The organism is Micromonospora sp. NPDC047812, assembly GCF_040704175.1.
Lineage (GTDB): Bacteria > Actinomycetota > Actinomycetes > Mycobacteriales > Micromonosporaceae > Micromonospora.
Map to the genome: position 1 here is coordinate 153951 of NZ_JBEYRY010000003.1, position 17343 is coordinate 171293.

The 17343-nt window shown below is 75.4% G+C and carries 15 protein-coding genes; 11 read left to right on the top strand and 4 right to left on the bottom strand.

Going from position 1 to position 17343, the window contains the following annotated elements; translation table 11 throughout:
- Nucleotides 1-11: 11 nt before the first annotated feature.
- Complete coding sequence (locus AB0883_RS15715; protein WP_366641875.1) at nucleotides 12-1808, top strand: sigma-70 family RNA polymerase sigma factor; 1797 nt, start codon at nucleotides 12-14, stop codon at nucleotides 1806-1808.
- 49 nt (nucleotides 1809-1857) lie between these two features.
- The gene (locus tag AB0883_RS15720) at nucleotides 1858-2655 is read left to right on the top strand and encodes an alpha/beta fold hydrolase (protein ID WP_366641876.1); all 798 of its coding nucleotides are present in this window, start codon (nucleotides 1858-1860) and stop codon (nucleotides 2653-2655) included.
- Nucleotides 2656-2661: 6 nt separating this feature from the next.
- Here AB0883_RS15720 and AB0883_RS15725 read toward each other — a convergent pair whose 3' ends face one another.
- A complete protein-coding gene (locus AB0883_RS15725) occupies nucleotides 2662-3243 on the bottom strand; it encodes a dihydrofolate reductase family protein (protein ID WP_366641877.1) in 582 nt (193 codons plus the stop codon).
- A 74-nt stretch (nucleotides 3244-3317) separates the two neighbouring features.
- Between AB0883_RS15725 and AB0883_RS15730 the strand changes: the two genes are divergently transcribed.
- The 3 genes from AB0883_RS15730 (at nucleotide 3318) to AB0883_RS15740 (ending at nucleotide 5606) form a co-directional block, all read left to right on the top strand.
- The gene (locus tag AB0883_RS15730; RefSeq protein WP_366641878.1) at nucleotides 3318-3896 is read left to right on the top strand and encodes a TetR family transcriptional regulator; all 579 of its coding nucleotides are present in this window, start codon (nucleotides 3318-3320) and stop codon (nucleotides 3894-3896) included.
- Nucleotides 3897-3916: 20 nt separating this feature from the next.
- Nucleotides 3917-4393 carry an N-acetyltransferase gene (locus tag AB0883_RS15735; RefSeq protein WP_366641879.1) on the top strand — a complete coding sequence of 159 codons (477 nt, stop codon included), beginning with the start codon at nucleotides 3917-3919 and terminating at the stop codon, nucleotides 4391-4393.
- A 67-nt stretch (nucleotides 4394-4460) separates the two neighbouring features.
- On the top strand, nucleotides 4461-5606 hold the full coding sequence (locus AB0883_RS15740; protein WP_366641880.1) for a polysaccharide pyruvyl transferase family protein: 1146 nt from the start codon (nucleotides 4461-4463) through the stop codon (nucleotides 5604-5606).
- Nucleotides 5607-5628: 22 nt separating this feature from the next.
- Here the strand turns inward: AB0883_RS15740 and AB0883_RS15745 are convergent, their stop codons facing one another.
- Nucleotides 5629-5835 carry a hypothetical protein gene (locus AB0883_RS15745; RefSeq protein WP_366641881.1) on the bottom strand — a complete coding sequence of 69 codons (207 nt, stop codon included), beginning with the start codon at nucleotides 5833-5835 and terminating at the stop codon, nucleotides 5629-5631.
- An 84-nt stretch (nucleotides 5836-5919) separates the two neighbouring features.
- Between AB0883_RS15745 and AB0883_RS15750 the strand changes: the two genes are divergently transcribed.
- Nucleotides 5920-6441 carry a DinB family protein gene (locus AB0883_RS15750; protein WP_366641882.1) on the top strand — a complete coding sequence of 174 codons (522 nt, stop codon included), beginning with the start codon at nucleotides 5920-5922 and terminating at the stop codon, nucleotides 6439-6441.
- Nucleotides 6442-6489: 48 nt separating this feature from the next.
- Here AB0883_RS15750 and AB0883_RS15755 read toward each other — a convergent pair whose 3' ends face one another.
- Entirely contained in the window at nucleotides 6490-7362 is an 873-nt protein-coding gene (locus tag AB0883_RS15755) for a carbohydrate kinase family protein (protein ID WP_366641883.1), read from the bottom strand.
- Between the two features lie 146 nt (nucleotides 7363-7508).
- Between AB0883_RS15755 and AB0883_RS15760 the strand changes: the two genes are divergently transcribed.
- Both AB0883_RS15760 and AB0883_RS15765 read left to right on the top strand, forming a co-directional pair.
- On the top strand, nucleotides 7509-10724 hold the full coding sequence (locus tag AB0883_RS15760) for a DEAD/DEAH box helicase (RefSeq protein ID WP_366641884.1): 3216 nt from the start codon (nucleotides 7509-7511) through the stop codon (nucleotides 10722-10724).
- A complete protein-coding gene (locus AB0883_RS15765) occupies nucleotides 10721-11746 on the top strand; it encodes an SWIM zinc finger family protein (RefSeq protein ID WP_366641885.1) in 1026 nt (341 codons plus the stop codon). The genes AB0883_RS15760 and AB0883_RS15765 overlap by 4 nt, the downstream gene beginning before the upstream one ends.
- A gap of 31 nt (nucleotides 11747-11777) precedes the next feature.
- On the opposite strand, the gene AB0883_RS15770 is transcribed toward AB0883_RS15765, so the two are convergent.
- Nucleotides 11778-12035, bottom strand: a complete 258-nt coding sequence (locus AB0883_RS15770; protein ID WP_121400370.1) for a DUF3040 domain-containing protein — start codon at nucleotides 12033-12035, stop codon at nucleotides 11778-11780.
- Nucleotides 12036-12483: 448 nt separating this feature from the next.
- On the opposite strand from AB0883_RS15770, the gene AB0883_RS15775 reads away from it, so the two are divergent.
- From AB0883_RS15775 to AB0883_RS15785, 3 genes are read left to right on the top strand one after another with little or no spacing between them, the layout of a single operon-like run.
- Nucleotides 12484-14529 carry a DUF1800 domain-containing protein gene (locus tag AB0883_RS15775; protein WP_366641887.1) on the top strand — a complete coding sequence of 682 codons (2046 nt, stop codon included), beginning with the start codon at nucleotides 12484-12486 and terminating at the stop codon, nucleotides 14527-14529.
- A gap of 20 nt (nucleotides 14530-14549) precedes the next feature.
- The gene (locus AB0883_RS15780; RefSeq protein WP_366641888.1) at nucleotides 14550-15917 is read left to right on the top strand and encodes a DUF1501 domain-containing protein; all 1368 of its coding nucleotides are present in this window, start codon (nucleotides 14550-14552) and stop codon (nucleotides 15915-15917) included.
- Entirely contained in the window at nucleotides 15914-17335 is a 1422-nt protein-coding gene (locus tag AB0883_RS15785) for a ferredoxin reductase family protein (protein WP_366641889.1), read from the top strand. Before AB0883_RS15780 ends, AB0883_RS15785 begins: the two co-directional genes overlap by 4 nt.
- Nucleotides 17336-17343 lie beyond the last annotated feature (8 nt).

Sequence of the window (17343 nt, forward strand, 5' to 3'; positions counted from 1 at the left end):
GAGGGAGACGGATGGACACGGCGGCAGGGGACGACACCGCACTGGTCGAGGCGGTGCGCCGCGGTGATCGGGCCGGCCTGGAGGGCATGTACCGGCGGTACGCCGACCGGCTCTACACGTACGCCCGGACCATGCTGCGCGAGCCGGAGGCCGCCGCGGACGCCGTCCACGACGCGTTCCTCACCGCCAGCCAGCGCATCGGCCAGCTCCGTGAGCCCGACCGGCTGCGCTCCTGGCTGTACGCGATCGTGCGCAACGAGTGCCTCCGGCAGCTGCGGCAGCGGTCCCGCTCGCTGCCGCTGGAGGAGGCCGACGAGCCGGTGGCCGACATTGCCGACCCGGGCACGGGCGTCAACGCCGACCAGGTGCGCGCATTGGTGCACACCGCCGTCGCCGCGCTGAACCCGGGCGACCGTGAGGTGGTCCACCTGGCCATCCGCCACGACCTGTCGTCGGCCGACATCGGTGCGGCCCTCGGGGTGCCCGCGAACCACGCGCACGCCCGCCTGTCGCGCGCCCGCTCACAGCTCGAACGGGCGCTGGGGGCGCTGCTGGTGGCCCGCACCGGAGCCCGGGACTGCCCGACCCTCGCCGGCCTCATCGACGGCTGGCAGGGCCGGCTCACCCCGACCCTGCGCAAGCGGGTCTCGCGGCACATCGAGAGCTGCGCCGTGTGCGGGCTGCGCCGGCGGGAACAGCTCAGTCCGGCCGCGCTGCTGTCGGCGTACACGGCCCCGGCCTTCCTGGTCGTCGCCGACACGGTGTGGCCGCGACTGGCCGAGACCAGCGCGACCGGCGTCGGGGCCGACCCGGCGCCGGGCGCGGAGGCCGATCCGGCGGCCACGGTCACGGCCGACCCGGCGCCGGGCGCGGAGGCCGATCCGGCGGGTGCGGCCACGGCCGACCCGGAGCCGGCGACCGACGGGCACCCCCGGGCGGGGGACGCCGGGCCGGCGGACGAAGCGGTCGACGCGCCCCCGCCGACGACCGACGTGGCCGTGGGTTCGGGCGGCGCGGCGGCGGTTTCGGGCGGTGCGGTCGCGCTCCCGGTGGGTGGGGCGGCGCCGCGCGCTGCGGCGCACCCCGTGCGGACGACCTCCCCGGCGAGCCGCGACCGGCGCCGTCGGCGGCTGGCCGCGACCGCAGCCCTGCTGGTCCTCCTCGCCGCGCTCGGCACCTGGGCGCTGGCACCCGGGCGCCCGACCGCCGCGCAGGACGACTCCGACCGACCGGTGTCCGAGGCACTCGGATCACCGGCCGGTGAACCGGTGCCGCCCGCCCCCGCGCCGCCGTCCGGCACGGCCACGGACACCGGCGCCCGGGCTGCCGACCCGCCGTCGGCCGGTGCCGCCGGTCCGACGTCCGGTTCCGCGGTCGCCCCGACGCGCGGCGGCGGGGCCGCCCGGACCGACGCGCCCGACGTCGCGCCGGGCGGCGGCGTCGCACCGGCACCGACCACGGCACCGACCAGGCCCCCGGTCGCGCCCCGGCCGACCGGCGCGCCGCAGGTCGCCGCGCCGTTCACGGTCTCCGCCACCGCTCACGTGCGGTGCGGCTCGGAGACGTACAGCCTCGTGGTGCGGGTCGCCGGCAGTGCCACGTTCGTCGCCGCCGAGGTGCGCTGGACACCCGCCGGGGGCAGGACGTCGGCGCGGGCCCTGACGGTGGACGGATCGGTGGCGCGGGGGACCGTCGGGCAGTTGCGCGCGTCGACGCTGACCTGGTCGGTACGGGCGACCACAACGGACGGCCGTACGGCGCAGAGTCCCACCTACCAGGCCACCGACCCGTGCGTCCGGCCGGGATAGCCCGGCCGATCGCCCGCGTTCGTCGTACGGCCCGGGGTTGGATGGGGCGATGAGCTACGCGGAGGTCGCCGGGCTGCGCCTGTGGCACGAGGAGCACGGCGCCGGCCGCCCGCTGCTGTTGTTGCACGGCGGCTTCGGGTCGGCGGAGATGTTCGCGCCGATCCTGCCGGCGCTGGCCGCGCGTCGTCGGGTGATCGCGGTCGACCTCCAGGGCCACGGGCGCACCGCCGACGTCGACCGTCCGCTGCGCTACGAGTCGATGGCCGACGACGTCGCGGCGCTGATCGGGCACCTCGGCCTGGCCGAGGCCGACGTGATGGGCTACTCGCTCGGCGGCGGCGTGGCGCTGCGTACCGCGATCCAGCACCCGGCGCTGGTGCGCCGGCTGGTCGTCGTCTCCGCGCCGTGCCGGCGGCAGGGCTGGTATCCGGAGGTGCTGGCGGGCATGCCCGAGCCCGACGAGCAGGCGGGCGAGCGGATGCGGGGCACTCCGCCGCACGAGCTCTACACCCGCGTCGCGCCCCGACCGGGGGACTGGCCGCGGCTCTGGGCGAAGACCGGCGAGCTGCTGCGCCGCGACTACGACTGGTCGGCCGAGGTGGCCGCCCTGGCCGTGCCCACCCTGCTGGTCTTCGCCGACGCCGACTCGGTCAGCGCCGCGCACATGGTGGAGTTCTTCGGGCTGCTCGGCGGGGGCCGCCGGGACGCCGGCGGGGAGGGCACCGACCGCCCGGCGTCCCGGCTCGCCGTGCTGCCGGGGCTCACCCACTACGACGTCGTCGTCTCGCCGGCGCTGCCCGCCGCCGTCCTGCCGTTCCTCACCCACCCGGTGTCGCCGCCCGGCTGACGCCGGCTACTCCGTCCCGGCGGGGCGGGCGTAGTGGAGGATGACCACTCCGCTGTCGAACGGACGGGTGTCGACCAGGTCGAAGCGGCGCGGGTCGAACCCCCGGGCGACGAGCGGGACGCCGCTGCCGATCACGCACGGGTTGAGCTTGACGACCATCTCGTCGACGTCGGGCAGGAGCTGTCCGGCGAGCTGTCCGCCGCCGCAGAGCCAGATGTCGCGGCCGGGGCGGCGCTTCAGCTCCCGCACGAACTCCACCGGATCCGTGGAGACGATCTCCACCTCCGGCTCGGCGGCCGGCGGCAGGGTGCGGGAGAAGACGTACTGCTTCAGGTGGGCGTACGGGCTGGTGACGCCCATCTTGAGGCCCGGCTCGTAGGAGGCCCGGCCCATCAGCACCGTGTCGAAGCGGCCTTCCGGCTCCTCGATGCCGAACTGCGGGTGGGCGAACGTGGGGAGCGTCTGCGGCCAGTTCGCCGTCAGGTGGGCCGCCACGTCGGGATCCAACCGCAGGAAGTCGTACGACCCGTCGGGGCCGGCGATGAAGCCGTCGATGGTGCTGGCGACGTAGTACACGAGCTTGCGCAAACCGATCCCCAATCACTACTGGTGTCGTGGATGAAGCTACTACACCCATAGTGGTTCTTGCTAGTGTGTTCCCCGTGGCGAGAAACGTGGAACGACGGGCGGCCCTGGCCGACGCGGGGCTGCGGGTGCTGGCGGCGACCGGGGCGCGCGGCCTGACCCACCGGGCGGTCGACGCCGAGGCGGGCGTGCCGACCGGCACCGCCTCCAACTACTTCCGCTCCCGCGACGCGCTGCTCGGCGCGCTCGGCGAGCGGATCATGGAGCGGTTCGCCCCGGACGAGCGGGTCCTGGCCGAGCTGGGGGCCCGTGAGCCGTCGCTGGAGCTTTTCACGGACTACCTGCGCTACATCGTCGAGCGGACCACCCGGCAGCCCGATCTCACCCGGGCGCTGATCGAGCTGCGGCTGGAGGCGGCCCGCCGCCCCGACCTGGCCCGCATCCTCGGCGACACGCTGCGCCGGGGTTACCGCGACGACGTCGCGTTCCACCTCGCCGCCGGATTACCGGGTGGCGCGTTCGAGGTCGCTCTGCTGCACTACGCCATGGACGGGCTGCTGCTCGACCTGCTCGGCACGTCCATCGAGGCGGGATTCGACCCCGACGACGTGGTCGTGGCGTTCGCGTCCCGGCTGGTCGGCCCCGCCGACCGGTGACCGGAGACAGGGGAGACGCGGTGGAACTGAGACCCATGACGGCCGACGAGTTCGCGCGGCGGCGGGAGCCGCTCGTGCGCTCGTACGCCGAGGCGATGGTCACCGATCGCGGCCTGGCCCCGGCCGTGGCCCTGGAGCGGGCCACCACCCAGCTGCGCGAACAGCTCCCCGACGGCGTCGACAGCGCCGGCGCCCTGCTCCGCACGGCCTGGGTGGGCGACGTCGAGGTGGGGTGGATCTGGGTCGGGCTCCCCGGCGGCCCCGCCGGGGCCCACACCGCATGGCTCAACAACGTCGAGGTGCATCCCGGACATCGGAGACAGGGGCACGGGCGGCGGATGATCCAGCTCGTCGAGGCGGAACTTTCCGCCCTCGGGGTGCCCGAGCTGGGGCTGAACGTCTTCGGCTCCAACACCGGGGCCATCCACCTCTACCACAGCCTCGGCTACCGGGTGGCCGCCCAGCAGATGACGAAGCGGATCTCCCCGGCCGGCTGAGCCCGTCAGGAGTGTTCCCCGGCGCAGCGGGAACCCCGCCCCGGACGCACCTGGGGAGGAGCGACGGATGAGGCATGGTGGCGGACTGACCATCGGTGTGCTCGGCTCGTACGGCGGTCGCAACCTCGGTGACGAGGCGATCCTGACCGGTCTGCTGACCGACCTTCGGGAGCAGGAGCCGAACGGGCGGATCATCGTCTTCTCCCGGCACCCGGAGCACACCAGGATCGCCCATCCCGACGTGGAGGCGGTGCCCTGGGAGGGGATCAGCCGGACCGACTCGGCGCTGGTCCTGGCCCAGCTCGACGTGCTGATCCTCGGCGGCGGCGGCATCCTCTACGACCGGGAGGCCCGCCGCTACCTGCGGGTGGTCCGGGTCGCCCAGGAGCGGGGCCTGCCGCTGCTGACGTACGCGGTGGGGGTCGGGCCGCTCAGCGAGGGCGTGGACACCGGCATGGTGCGGGAGACCCTGGCCAGCGCCACCCAGGTGACCGTACGGGACCAGGAGTCCCGGATGGTGCTGGAGGAGGCGGGGCTGCTCAACCCGATCACCGTGACCGCCGACCCCGCGTTCCTGATCGAACCCGAGGACTTCCCGGCGGAACTGCTCCGCGAGGAGGGTGTGCCGGCCGGCAAGCGGCTGGTCGGGATGAGCGTACGGGAGCCGGGCCGGGCCGCCGAGCGGCTCGACGTCGACGGCTACCACCGCCTGCTCGCCCAGATCGGCGACTTTCTGGTGCACCGGATCGACGCCTACGTGCTCTTCGTCCCGATGGAGCGCGACGACATCCGGCACTCGCACGGCGTGCTGTCGCACATGGTCGCCGCCGAGCGGGGCCGGATCCTGCACGGCACCTACTCGCCCCAGCAGGTGCTCGGGCTGATGCGCCACTTCGACCTGGCCGTGGGCATGCGGCTGCACTTCCTGATCTTCGCCGCGATGGCGGGCACGCCGTTCCTGCCCCTGCCGTACGCCGGGAAGGTCTTCGACCTCGCCCAGCGGCTCGGGGTGCCGGCCCTGCGCGGCGTGGAACGTGAGGTCGAGGGCCCGCTGCTGGCCGAGGTCGACCGGCTCTGGGACGAGCGGGAGCAGCGGGCCGAGGCCACCGCCCGGCGCGTGGCCGAGGTGTGCGACGAGGCCCGGGGAACCTCCCAGGTCACCCGCGCCGTGCTGGACAGCCTGCGCGCCCGCACCCTGGCCCCGGCGGCCTGACCCGCCGGCTCAGACCGCCGGCTCAGACCGCCGGCCCGCGCCAGCGGTAGCACCACCGGTCGGCGTCGGCAGCCACGGACTCCAGCTCGTAGATCTCCGCCTCGGCCAGCCCCTTCGCACCGAGGTGGTGGTGGGTCAGCGGCGGGCGGCCGTTCGGGTCCAGCTCCACGGTGACGGTCTCGCCGTCGGCCACGCCACCGACCAGGGGGATTTCTGCCGTTGATGCCATGCGCCCCATCCTGCCCCGCCCGGGAAGCCCCCGCAGCGGATAGCGGGGCAGCCGGCCGGGGCGGGGCGGCACTAGGGTCGGTGGATGGCGGAGATTGCGATCGATCCCACGCTCGGCCCGGTGCTGGCGCGCACCGGCGACGAGCGGGCCGTGCTCGAATCGTTCCTCGACTTCCACCGGGGCGTGCTGCTGCGCAAGCTGCGCGGGCTCTCCGACGCCGACGCGGCCCGCCGGCTGGTGCCCTCGGCCACCACCGTCGCCGGCCTTGTCAAACACTTGACGCTGGTGGAGCGGAACTGGTTCCCGTGCCTGCTCGCCCCCGGCCCGGGCGACGTCTACCTCACCTCGCAGGAGGACGCGGAGGCGAGCTTCGCGCTCACCGACGCCGACACCGTCGAACGGCTCGCCGCCGCGTACGAGCGGGCCTGCGCCCGCTCCCGGGAGGTCGCCGGCCGGTTCGACCTTGACCACGTGGTGCCGCACCCGCAGCTCGGTGAGGTGTCGCTGCGCTGGATCCTCGTGCACATGATCGAGGAGACCGCCCGGCACGTCGGGCACGCCGACATCCTCCGCGAGCTGACCGACGGCGCCACCGGCGCGCTCTGACCGCCGCCCGGGCGGCGCGCGACGCGACCAGGGCGACGGACAGCGGGCTCAGCGACGGGGCAGCAGGCCGGGCGGATACTCCATGCCGTCGTGGGTGCAGGCCGCCGCGGCGACCCGGGCCGCATATCCGGCCGCGTCGGTCAGCGCCGCGCCACCCAGCCGGCCGGCGATCACGCCCGCCGCGAAGGCGTCCCCCGCGCCGTTGGTGTCGACGACCGGTGCGGGCGGCACGGCGGCGGGCACCGCCGTCGGCACGTCCCCGCCGGTGTGCAACTCGGCGCCGTCCGACCCCCGGGTCACCAGCACCGTGCGGGGCGCCAGCGCGGCGGCGAGCGCGCCGGCCCCCGCGCCCAGCCGGACCCCGCTGACGAAGACCAGGTCGGCCACCTCGGCGAAGGGCCGGTGGTAGGCGTTCCCGCCGTCCCAGTCGTGCAGGTCGGTGGAGAGGACGGCACCGTCGGCCAGCCCCGCGCGCAGGGCGGGCAGCAGGGGAAGCGTCCAGTCCATGATCGACAGGTGCACGTGGGCCGCCTGCCGGACCAGCGCGGTCACCTCGGCCGCCGAGAACGGGGCCGGCCCGTGCCAGGGGCGCGGGTCGTAGAGCGACATCCGCCGGCCGGCAGGGTCGACCATGTTCACCGACCGCCGGGTGCCGGCCGGGGCGTCGCCCAGCACGGCGTGCACGCCGGTGCGGGCCAGCGCGGCGCGGACCACGTCGCCGGCCGGGTCGACGCCGATGACGTCGACCACCGCCACCCGGAGCCCGAGCGCGTGCGCGGCGAGCGCCACCCCGGCGCCGGTGTTGCCGATCCGCAGGTCGATCGGGTCGACGGTGACGGAGTCGGCGGCGGGCAGCGGGATCGCGGGCACCCGCACCCGCACGTCGACGCCGAGGCCGCCGATCACGAGGAGGTCGTACACGCGCCCGACCCTATCCCCGCCGTCCGGGGGCCACGGGGTCCAGGGTCGCCCGCTGCCCGTTCGTCCGGACCGCCGACGGTGTGCTGGTCGGGGCCGCCTGGGCCGGACCGATATCCTCGCCGGGGTCGTCGCGAGGAGGGGGACGCGTGCTGGTCGTCCACGGGGTCTGGCGGTCCGGCGTCGGGCTCGCCGTCTGGGCCGAGGACAGTGCGCTGCCGGCCCACGCGCCACGGCGCCCGGGCCGGGCGCCCCGGGAACGGCCGCACCCGTTCGCCGCCCACCAGGCCGCGTTGGCCGCCGCGCTGGCCGCGACGGCCGAGCCGGCCGACCTCGGCACCGCCCTGCTCACCCTCCCGACCCGGGCCGGCGCACCGCTGGACTCCCCGGAACTCGTCCGCGCCGACGTCGCCGGGGCGGTCCGCGGGCCGGTCACCCTCGCCGGCTGGCGGGTGCCCGTCCTCCGGTACGCCCCCGACGCCGCCCTGGCCCTGCTGCGCGGCGTCGACGCGGTGGCCGCCGTGCCGGGCGCGACCCTGCGCCACCTCGCCGAGCTGGCCGACTTCGCCGTCGACCTGGCGGCCCGGGGCCGGGTCCTGCCCGGCCTCGCCGAGGCGCCCCCGGCGGCCCGCTCCCGGCCGGACGGGAAACGGGCGGAGGCCGTCGCCCGGGCGGTGTGGCGACCGTTGCTGACCGGCGCGGACGCCGCCTGGGCCCGGGCGCTGGCGCTGGCCCTGCCCCCGGCCGCCCGCGCCGCCACCGGGCCGGACGGACCGGGCGACCCCGGTGCCGCCGCCGGGGCGGGCACCGCGTCCGGTCGCCGCGCGCGACCCGGCCCGTCCGAAGGACGCCACCGGCCCGCGCCGGACGCCGCCGACGCGCCGGGCGCGCTGGTCGCCGACGCGCTCGACGCACTCACCGACGCCGCCGTCCGGGCTGCCCTGGCGGAGACCGCGCTGGCCCGGGGCGTACGCCCGAACGGCGCCGTGCCGGCCTGGCTGGCCGCGCTCAGCGGGCCGGTGCGGGAGTTCGCCGCCGACCCGGCCGCGCTGGACACGCTGCGCGCCGAACTGGACGCCTGGCAGCGCGACGCGGCCGGCGGCGCCGTGCGGGCCAGCTTCCGCCTGGTCGAGCCGCCGGCCGACGAGGTCACCGAGCCGGTCGTCGTGGTGCCCGCCGACGCAACGGCGACGATGCGCCCGGCCGGGCGGTGGCGGGTCGAGTTCGGGCTCCAGGCGGCCGACGAGCCGAGCCTGCACGTCGACGCCGGGCAGGTCTGGCGGGCGCCGGAGAGCGTCGCCGGGCTGGCCGGTCGCGGCGACGACCCGCAGGAGACCCTGCTCGCCGAGCTGGGGCGCGCCAGCCGGCTCTGGCCCGAGCTGGACACCGCCCTGCGTACGGCCACGCCGGAGGCCCTGGAGCTGGACGTCGAGGGGGCGCACCGGTTCCTGCGGGAGGGCGCGCCGGTGCTGCACGCCGCCGGGTTCGCCGTGCTGCTGCCGTCCTGGTGGCGGCGCCCGTCGTCCCGGCTCGGCGCCCGGTTGCAGGCCCGCAGCCGGACCGCCCCGGGCACCGTCGCCGCCACCGTCGGGGGCGTCGGACTGGACGCCCTCGTCGACTACCGCTGGGAGGTGTCCCTCGGCGACCAGCCGCTCACGGCCGAGGAGTTGGCGTCGCTGGCCGCGCTGAAGACCCCGCTGGTGCGGCTGCGCGGGCAGTGGGTGGAGCTGGACCCGAAGCGGCTCGCCGCCGGCCTGCGGCTGCTCCGGTCCTCCGGCGAGCTGACCGTCGCCGACCTGCTCCGCCTCGGCCTGGCCGACGCCGAGCAGCCGGACGCGCTGCCGGTGCTGGAGGTCAGCGCCGACGGCGCGCTGGGCGACCTGCTCGCCGGGGCGGTGGAGCGGCGGCTCGCCCCGCTGGACCCGCCGCCGGCGTTCCACGGCACGCTGCGGCCGTACCAGCGCCGGGGGCTGGCCTGGCTGGCGTTCCTCCAGTCCCTCGGACTCGGCGCGGTGCTCGCCGACGACATGGGGCTGGGCAAGACGGTGCAACTGCTCGCCCTGCTCGCCGGGGACCCGCCGGACGCCGGCCCGACCCTGCTGGTCTGCCCGATGTCGCTGGTGGGCAACTGGCAGCGCGAGGCGGCGCGGTTCACGCCGGGGCTGCGCGTACACGTGCACCACGGCGCGGAGCGGGCGCGGGGCGAGGCGTTCGGCGCGGCCGTGCACGGCGCGGACCTGGTCCTCACCACCTACTCGGTCGCGGCCCGCGACGCGCTCGACCTGGCCGGGATCGACTGGCGGCGGGTGGTGGTCGACGAGGCCCAGGCCATCAAGAACGCCGCCACCCGGCAGGCCGAGGCGGTCCGCGCGCTGCCCGCGCGGCACCGGATCGCCGTCACCGGCACGCCGGTGGAGAACCGGCTGGCGGACCTCTGGTCGATCATGCAGTTCGCCAACCCCGGCCTGCTGGGCCCGGCGGCGACCTTCCGCAAGAAGTACGCCGAGCCGATCGAGCGGCACGGCGACGCCGAGACCGCCGAGCGGCTGCGCCGGATCACCGGCCCGTTCGTGCTGCGCCGGCTCAAGACCGACTCCTCGATCATCTCCGACCTGCCGGAAAAGCTGGAGATGGAGGTGCTCTGCAACCTCACGGCCGAGCAGGCGTCGCTCTACCGGGCGATCGTCGACGACATGCTGGCGCGGATCGAGTCCAGCGACGGCATCGAGCGCCGTGGCCTGGTGCTCGCCGCCATGACCCGGCTCAAGCAGGTCTGCAACCACCCCGCGCAACTGCTGCGCGACGGCTCGGCGCTGCCCGGCCGCTCCGGCAAGCTGGCCCGCCTGGAGGAGATCCTGGACGAGGTCCTCGCGGCGGGGGAGCGGGCCCTGCTCTTCACCCAGTACGCCGAGTTCGGCGGCATGCTGCGCGGGCACCTGTCGGCCCGGTTCGGCCGGGAGGTGCTCTTCCTGCACGGCGGGGTCGGCAAGGCCGACCGGGACGCCATGGTGACCCGGTTCCAGTCCCCGGGGGGCCCGGCGATCTTCGTCCTGTCGCTGAAGGCCGGCGGCACCGGGCTCACCCTCACCGAGGCCAACCACGTGGTGCACGTCGACCGGTGGTGGAACCCCGCCGTCGAGGACCAGGCCACCGACCGGGCGTTCCGCATCGGCCAGCGGCGCCGGGTGCAGGTCCGCAAGTTCGTCTGCGCCGGCACGGTCGAGGAGAAGGTGGCGGCGCTGATCGCCGACAAGCGCAGCCTCGCCGCCTCGGTCGTCGGCACCGGCGAGCAGTGGGTCACCGAGCTGTCCACGACGCAGCTGCGCGAGCTGTTCACCCTGGAGGCCGGGGCGGTGGTGGAGTGAGCGGGGAGGCGGGCAGCGACGGCGGCGCCGACGGCCGGTTCGCCGACTACGGCCGGCCGCGCCGGGTCGACGGCGGGCTGAGGGCCCGCAGCACCCGGGGGGCCATCGGCCGGTCCTGGTGGTCGCGGCGCTTCCTGGAGGTGCTGGAGTCGTTCGCCCTCGGCACCCGGCTGACCCGCGGCCGGTCGTACGCGCGGGCCGGCCAGGTGGTCCGCCTGGAGGTCGCCCCCGGCACCGTCGAGGCCGTGGTACAGGGCTCCCGCGCGCAGCCGTACGAGGTGAGCATCGCCCTGCCGCCGTTCCCGGAGGCCCTCTGGGCCCGCGTCGAGGCGGAGCTGGCCGCCCAGGCGTTCTTCAGCGCCCGGCTGCTCGCCGGCGACCTGCCCCCGGAGCTGGAGGAGCTGTTCGCGGGCGCCGGCGCCCCACTCTTCCCCGCCGGCGTCGCGGAGCTGCGGCAGCGGTGCAGCTGCCCCGACTTCGCCGTTCCCTGCAAGCATCTCGCGGCCACGTTCTACCTGCTCGCCGAGGCGTTCGACGCCGACCCGTTCCAGCTGCTGCACTGGCGGGGCCGGAGCCGGACGCAGCTGCTCGACCGGCTGCGCGTGCTGCGGGCCGGCGCGGCAGGCGTCGACGACCAGCCGGACGCGACCGAGGGCGTGCCGCCGGCCGTGCCGTCCACGACGGACGGCGTGGTGCCGGCGTCACCACCGTCCACCTCGGACGGTGCCGCGCCGGCGTCGACACCGTCCACGCAGGACGACGGTGTTGCGGGTGCCGGGCGGGACACGGTGGACGTCCCGCCGGTCGGCGCGTCCCGGGCGCTCGCCGGCCTGCCCATGGCGCCGCTGGCCGAGGCGGTCAACCGGTTCTGGCTGCCACCGGTCCCGTTGCCCGACCGGCCGCCCAGCCTGTCGACCGGACCGGACCTGCTGCTGCGGCAGCTCGGCGCGCCGGCCCCCGCCATCGGCGGGCCCGGCCTCCTCGAGCGGCTGCGGCGGGCGTACCGGCTCCTCGGCCGGTGAGACCGCCGGCGGACCGGTGCGGCGCCCCGGGTCACAGCCAGCGGCGACGGAACCGCCACATGAGCGCGGCGTTGGCCACCAGGACCACCGCGCAGACGGCCCCGGCCAGTCGCCCGGCCAGCACGGTCATCGCCGGCAGCGAGGCCCACAGCACGATCGTCAACAGCATCAGCCATCGGCCGCGCCGGGCCCGGGCCCGGTTGTCGAGCCGGGCGAAGAACGCCGGATCACTCTCCCGGAGCTGACGGGTGATCTGCTCGAACCTGCGCTGATCCTCTTTGCTGAGCATGTGCCTTCCCCTCACGTGTTCAGCGGTTCGGCGGCATACCCGCTGCGGCGGTGGCTCACGCTCCTGTCCTGCTGCTACTTTGCCGCCCCGCCCGGCCACGCCCCCGGGTGAGCGGGGGAGCGCCTCAGCGCAGGCTTAGCCGAACCTTAAATTTGCCTGTGGCGATGAAAGTGGCGTCCCGCGCCGCCTCGGCCCCGCTGGCCGGATCCGGCCCGTGCCGTGCCGCGTACGCCCTGCTCGCGAGGTCCGTGCCGGACCGCCCCGGGTTTCGGCGCCGCCGACCCGCGCTGAGCGGCGCCTTAAGTGCCCTCCTGGGGCCTTCCGGTGCTGCTTGATGGCACCTGAACGCTTCATTACCTTCCGGTGGCAACCCCCTCAGGCACCAGTCGCCGCACCTGCACCCGTGCCCGGTGCCAGTCGTCGCGGCGCAGCAGAAACGGATTGGTACATGGCCGACCAGAATGTGCCACCACGGCGACCGCGGGACGATCGCGGATGGGACGGGCGTCAGTACCCCGCCGCCGACGCCTACGCCGCCACCCCGTACGACCACGAGGCGCGCAGCCCGCACCCCGCCGACCCTCGGGGGCAGTACGCGCACGCCGGGCAGCCGGCCGCGCGCGGGCCGCAGTGGGTCGGCCCGGACGGCTTCGCGCGGCAGGCGGGCGCGCCGTCGGCCGTCCCCGGACTGCCCAACCTGGACGACGACGAGCCGGGCCGCAAGGTCGGCCGCCGCAAGGCCCTCGCGGCCCTCGGCGGCACCGCGGCCGTGGTCGCCGGTGGTGCCGCCCTGGCGATGACCCCGCAGATCCGCAGCCTCTTCGGCGACGAGGCGGTGGCCGGCGACGCCACCGGCACCACGGTCACCGACGGCACCCCGGCCCGCCCGAGCGGCCAGCAGCCGAGCACGGTGCGCACCTACACCGAGCAGAACGAGAGCTACATGGGCTCCCGGGCCGGCGAGGCCCTCAAGAAGAACGCCCCGGCCGGCGGCCGGACCTTCTCCGGACCGGCCGCCGCCGCCGCGGAGACCAAGGTGACCGTCAAGACGGTGCTCGCCAAGGACCCGGTCCTGCACCTGGCCCGGCGGGCCACCTTCGGCGCCACCCCGCAGGTCGTCGCCGACATCAAGGAGCGGGGCATCGACGGCTGGCTGCGCTGGCAGCTCGACCCCGACAAGATCGCCCCGACGAGGGCCGAGCTGAAGCTCGCCGACCTGCCGACGCTGAAGCTGGGCACCGCGCAGCTGCGCGAGCAGCGCGACCAACTCAACGAGCGGGGCGCGCAGCCGGAGAAGGAGATGGTGGACGCCACCATCGCCCGGCAGATCTGGTCGAAGCGGCAGCTGTTCGAGGTCATGGTCGACTTCTGGAACGACTTCCTGCACGTCGCCGCCGACTTCGACGGGGGCGAGGTGTACCGCGCGTCCTTCGACCGGGACGTCGTCCGGGCGCACGCCCTCGGCAGCTACCCCGAGATGCTGCTCGCCGCGAACCGGCACCCCGCGCTGCTGCTCTACCTCAACCAGAACGACTCCCGCGCCGACGCGGTCAACGAGAACCTGGCCCGGGAGAACCTGGAGCTGTACTCGGTCGGCGTCGACGGCGGCTACACCGAGAAGGACGTCCGGCAGGCGGCCCTGCTCCAGACCGGCCGGGGCGTCAACGACGGGAAGTACGTGTTCCGCCCCGAGCGGCACTACGTCGGCAAGGTGAAGGTCCTCGGGTTCACCCACCCGAACAACTCGAAGGACCCGAAGAAGGCCGAGGCGGCCATCGACGCGTACATCACCTACATCGCGCTGCACCCGTCCACCGCCAGGTACGTGGCGCAGAGCCTGGCCACCCGGTTCGTCTCGGACACCCCGCCGAAGTCCCTCGTGGAACGGCTGGCCAAGTCGTACAGCCTGAACAAGGGCATGATCAAGCCGGTGCTGATGACGCTGTTCAGCTCCTCGGAGTTCTGGGCGGCGGTGGGCCAGAAGGTGCGCCGGCCGATGGAGTACCTGGTCGCCACGTACCGGGCCCTGGGGGTGTCCCCGGAGGCGTCGCCGAAGCACGACAACGGCGACAACAAGCGCACCCCGTACGCCCGGGGGCTGCGGCAGATCCACGACAGGATGCGCGAGCTGGGCCAGTACCCGATGGGCCAGCCCACCCCCGACGGCTACCCGGACGTCTACGTGGCCTGGACCTCGGCCGGCACCATGGTGCACGGCTGGAACGAGGCGGGCGAGCTGCTCGCCGGCCGACGCACCGTCTTCACCTACACCCCGCCCGAGAAGCTGGTGGCCCGGCCCCCGGCCACCGCCGGGGCGTACGTGGACGCGCTGGCCCTGCGCCTGGTGGGTCAGAAGCTGAGCGCCAGGGAGCGGTCCCTGATCCTCGGCGTGGCCGGCGTGTCGGCCGGCGACAAGGTCGACGCCACGTTCGACGGGGCCGTCACCGCCGTAGCGCGGGCGATCCTCGCTTCCCCCCAGCACCACCTCCGGTGAGGCACCCGATGGAGAAGACTGTGCACACGTTCCCCCTGCACCCCGAATGCCCCGACCTGCGGCGGCTGGCCGACGACCCGGCCGAGGCGCTGCTGCGGGCGGAGGCCGACATCGTCGCCGCCGAGAACGCCGCCGAGGCCGACCGCTACCGGCGGCTGGAGGACCTGGAGGAGGCCCAGCAGGACGGTCGCGGCGTCACCCGGCGGACGTTCGTGGCCGGCGCCGCCGCGACCGCCACCGCCCTCGCGACCGCCCAGTTCGTCACCACCTCGGCCTCGTTCGCGGCCACCAAGACCGGCACCCTGATCCACGTCTTCCTCTACGGCGGGCTGGACGGGCTGAGCCTGGTCGCCCCGGCGGACGACCCGGTGCTCGCCAAGGCCCGCCCCGACCTGCTGCTCGGCGACGACTCCCTGGCGGTGGGCCGCGGCTTCAAGCTGAACAGCGCGTTCAAGCCGCTGGAGCCGTGGCTGAAGAGCGGCAACCTCGGCTTCGTCCCGGGGGTCTCCGACGAGCGGCTGTCCCGCAGCCACTTCCAGGCCGCGGACGCCTGCAACCTCGGCGGCCTGCCCAGCGAGACCGGCGGCCGGGGCTGGCTGGACAGCCTGGTCGACGCGCTCGGCACGGGCACCGCGTTCCGCAGCGTCGGCATCGGCAGCACGCTGCCCCGGTCGCTGGTCGGCAACAACGGCGCGCTCTCCCTCAACAGCGTCGGCTCGCTGCGGCTCAACGGCGACGACCGGTACCGGGCCGCGACCGAGAAGGCGATCAAGGGGCTCTTCACCGGGATCAACCACCCGGTGCAGGAGGCCGTGCAGGACGGCCTGGGCGCGCTGGCCACCGCGCAGCGCCTCGCCGCGAAGCCGTACCAGCCGGCCGAGGGCGTCGAGTACAAGGGCGTCGGCTACGCGTTCCAGCAGCTCGCCCAGCTCATCAAGGGCGGGGCGAACGTCCGGGTCGCCACCGTCGGGATGGGCGGCTACGACACCCACGAGAACCAGGGCACCCGCGACGGCGGTCAGCTGCACCGGCGGCTCAACGAGCTGGCCGGGGCCATGGCGGCGTTCTTCACCGACCTGGGGGAGAAGTCCGCCGACGTGACCATCATGGTCTCCAGCGAGTTCGGCCGACGGGTCGCCTCCAACGGCGGCGGCACCGACCACGGCCACGGCGGGGTGGTCACCCTGCTCTCCGGCCGCAAGCTCGCCGGCTCGCTGCTGGGCACCTGGAACGGACTGGACGACCTGGACTCCGGCGACGTGCCCGAGTACAACAACATGTTCAACGTCTACGGAGCCGTCGCGCAGGGCCGCTTCGGGCTCACCAACGCGGAAGTGGACAAGATCTTCCCCCGGCAGAAGTACCGCCCGATGAAGCTGTACGCGTGACGTACCCGCGCACCCACGCCGCCGGCCGCCGCGCCGGGACGACCCCGTCCCGGCGCGGCGGCCGGCCGGCTGCGGACGTACGCCCCCTGGTGCCGCCGCGACGCGGACCCGGCGGCCGGCGGCTGCTGGCCGCGCTGCTCGTCGTCGGCCTGCTCGCCAGCGTGCTGCCCTGGTGGCTGGACACCCCGGCCGGATCGCTGCGGTCGACGGCCGCCACGCTCACCGCCGCCGGCCGGATCACCGGGCTGGTCGCCGGCTACCTGCTGCTCGTGCAGGTGCTGATGATGAGCCGCCTGCCGATCCTGGAGCGGTGGGCCGGCGGCGAGCGGATCGCCCGCTGGCACCGCGACGTCGGGGCCACCCTGCTGGTCGCCGTGCTCGCGCACGCGTCGCTGATCCTGGTCGGCTACGCCGACCTGGAGGACAACCCGGTGCTCACCGAGGCCGGCGTGCTGCTGCGCGACTACGAGGACATGGTCTCCGCGTTCGCCGCCGCCGGCATCCTGGTGCTGGTCGGCCTCACCAGCATCCGGGCGATCCGCACCGCGCTGCCCTACGAGCTGTGGCACGCCCTGCACCTGTCGAGCTACGCGGTGCTGCTGCTCGGCTTCGCCCACCAGTTCAGCAACGGCGCGCAGCTGTTCCGGCCCGGCCCGGTGCGCACCGGTTGGATCGCGATGTACGCGCTGGTGCTCGCCGCCCTGCTCTGGGGTCGGGTGATCGCGCCGCTGGCGTTCAACCTGCGGCACCGGCTGCGGGTCGCCGACGTGGTGGCGGAGAGCCCGGACACGATCTCGATCTACCTGACCGGGGACCGGCTGGAGCGGCTGGAACTGCTGGGCGGGCAGTTCTTCCGCTGGCGCTTCCTCGCCCGGGGCTGCTGGTGGCAGGCGCACCCGTTCTCGGTCTCCGCCGCCGCCAACGGCCGCTGGCTGCGGCTCACCGTCAAGGTGGTCGGCGCGCACACCGCCGACCTGCGCGACCTCGCACCGGGCACCAGGGTCTGGGCGGAGGGGCCGTCGGGCACCTTCACCGCCGCCCACCGCACCCGCGAACGGGCCCTGCTGATCGCCGGCGGCAGCGGGATCACCCCGATCCGGGCGATGCTGGAGGAACTGCCGCCCGGCGCCGCGCTGATCTACCGCGCCCGCACCCCGGGCGACGTGCTGCTGCACCGCGAGCTGGACTGGCTCGCCGAGGCCCGGGACACCGCGATCTGGTACGTCGTCGGCTCCCGCCACGATCCCGGCCCCCGCCAGGTGATGAGCCCGGACGGGCTGCGCCGGCTGGTGCCCGACCTCGCCCGGCGCGACGTCTACCTCTGCGGGCCGCCCGGCCTGGTCGAGCAGTCGCTGCGGGTGCTCCGCGAGGCCGGCGTGCCCCGCCGGCAGATCCACCTGGCCACGTTCGAGCTGTAGGAGGGCTT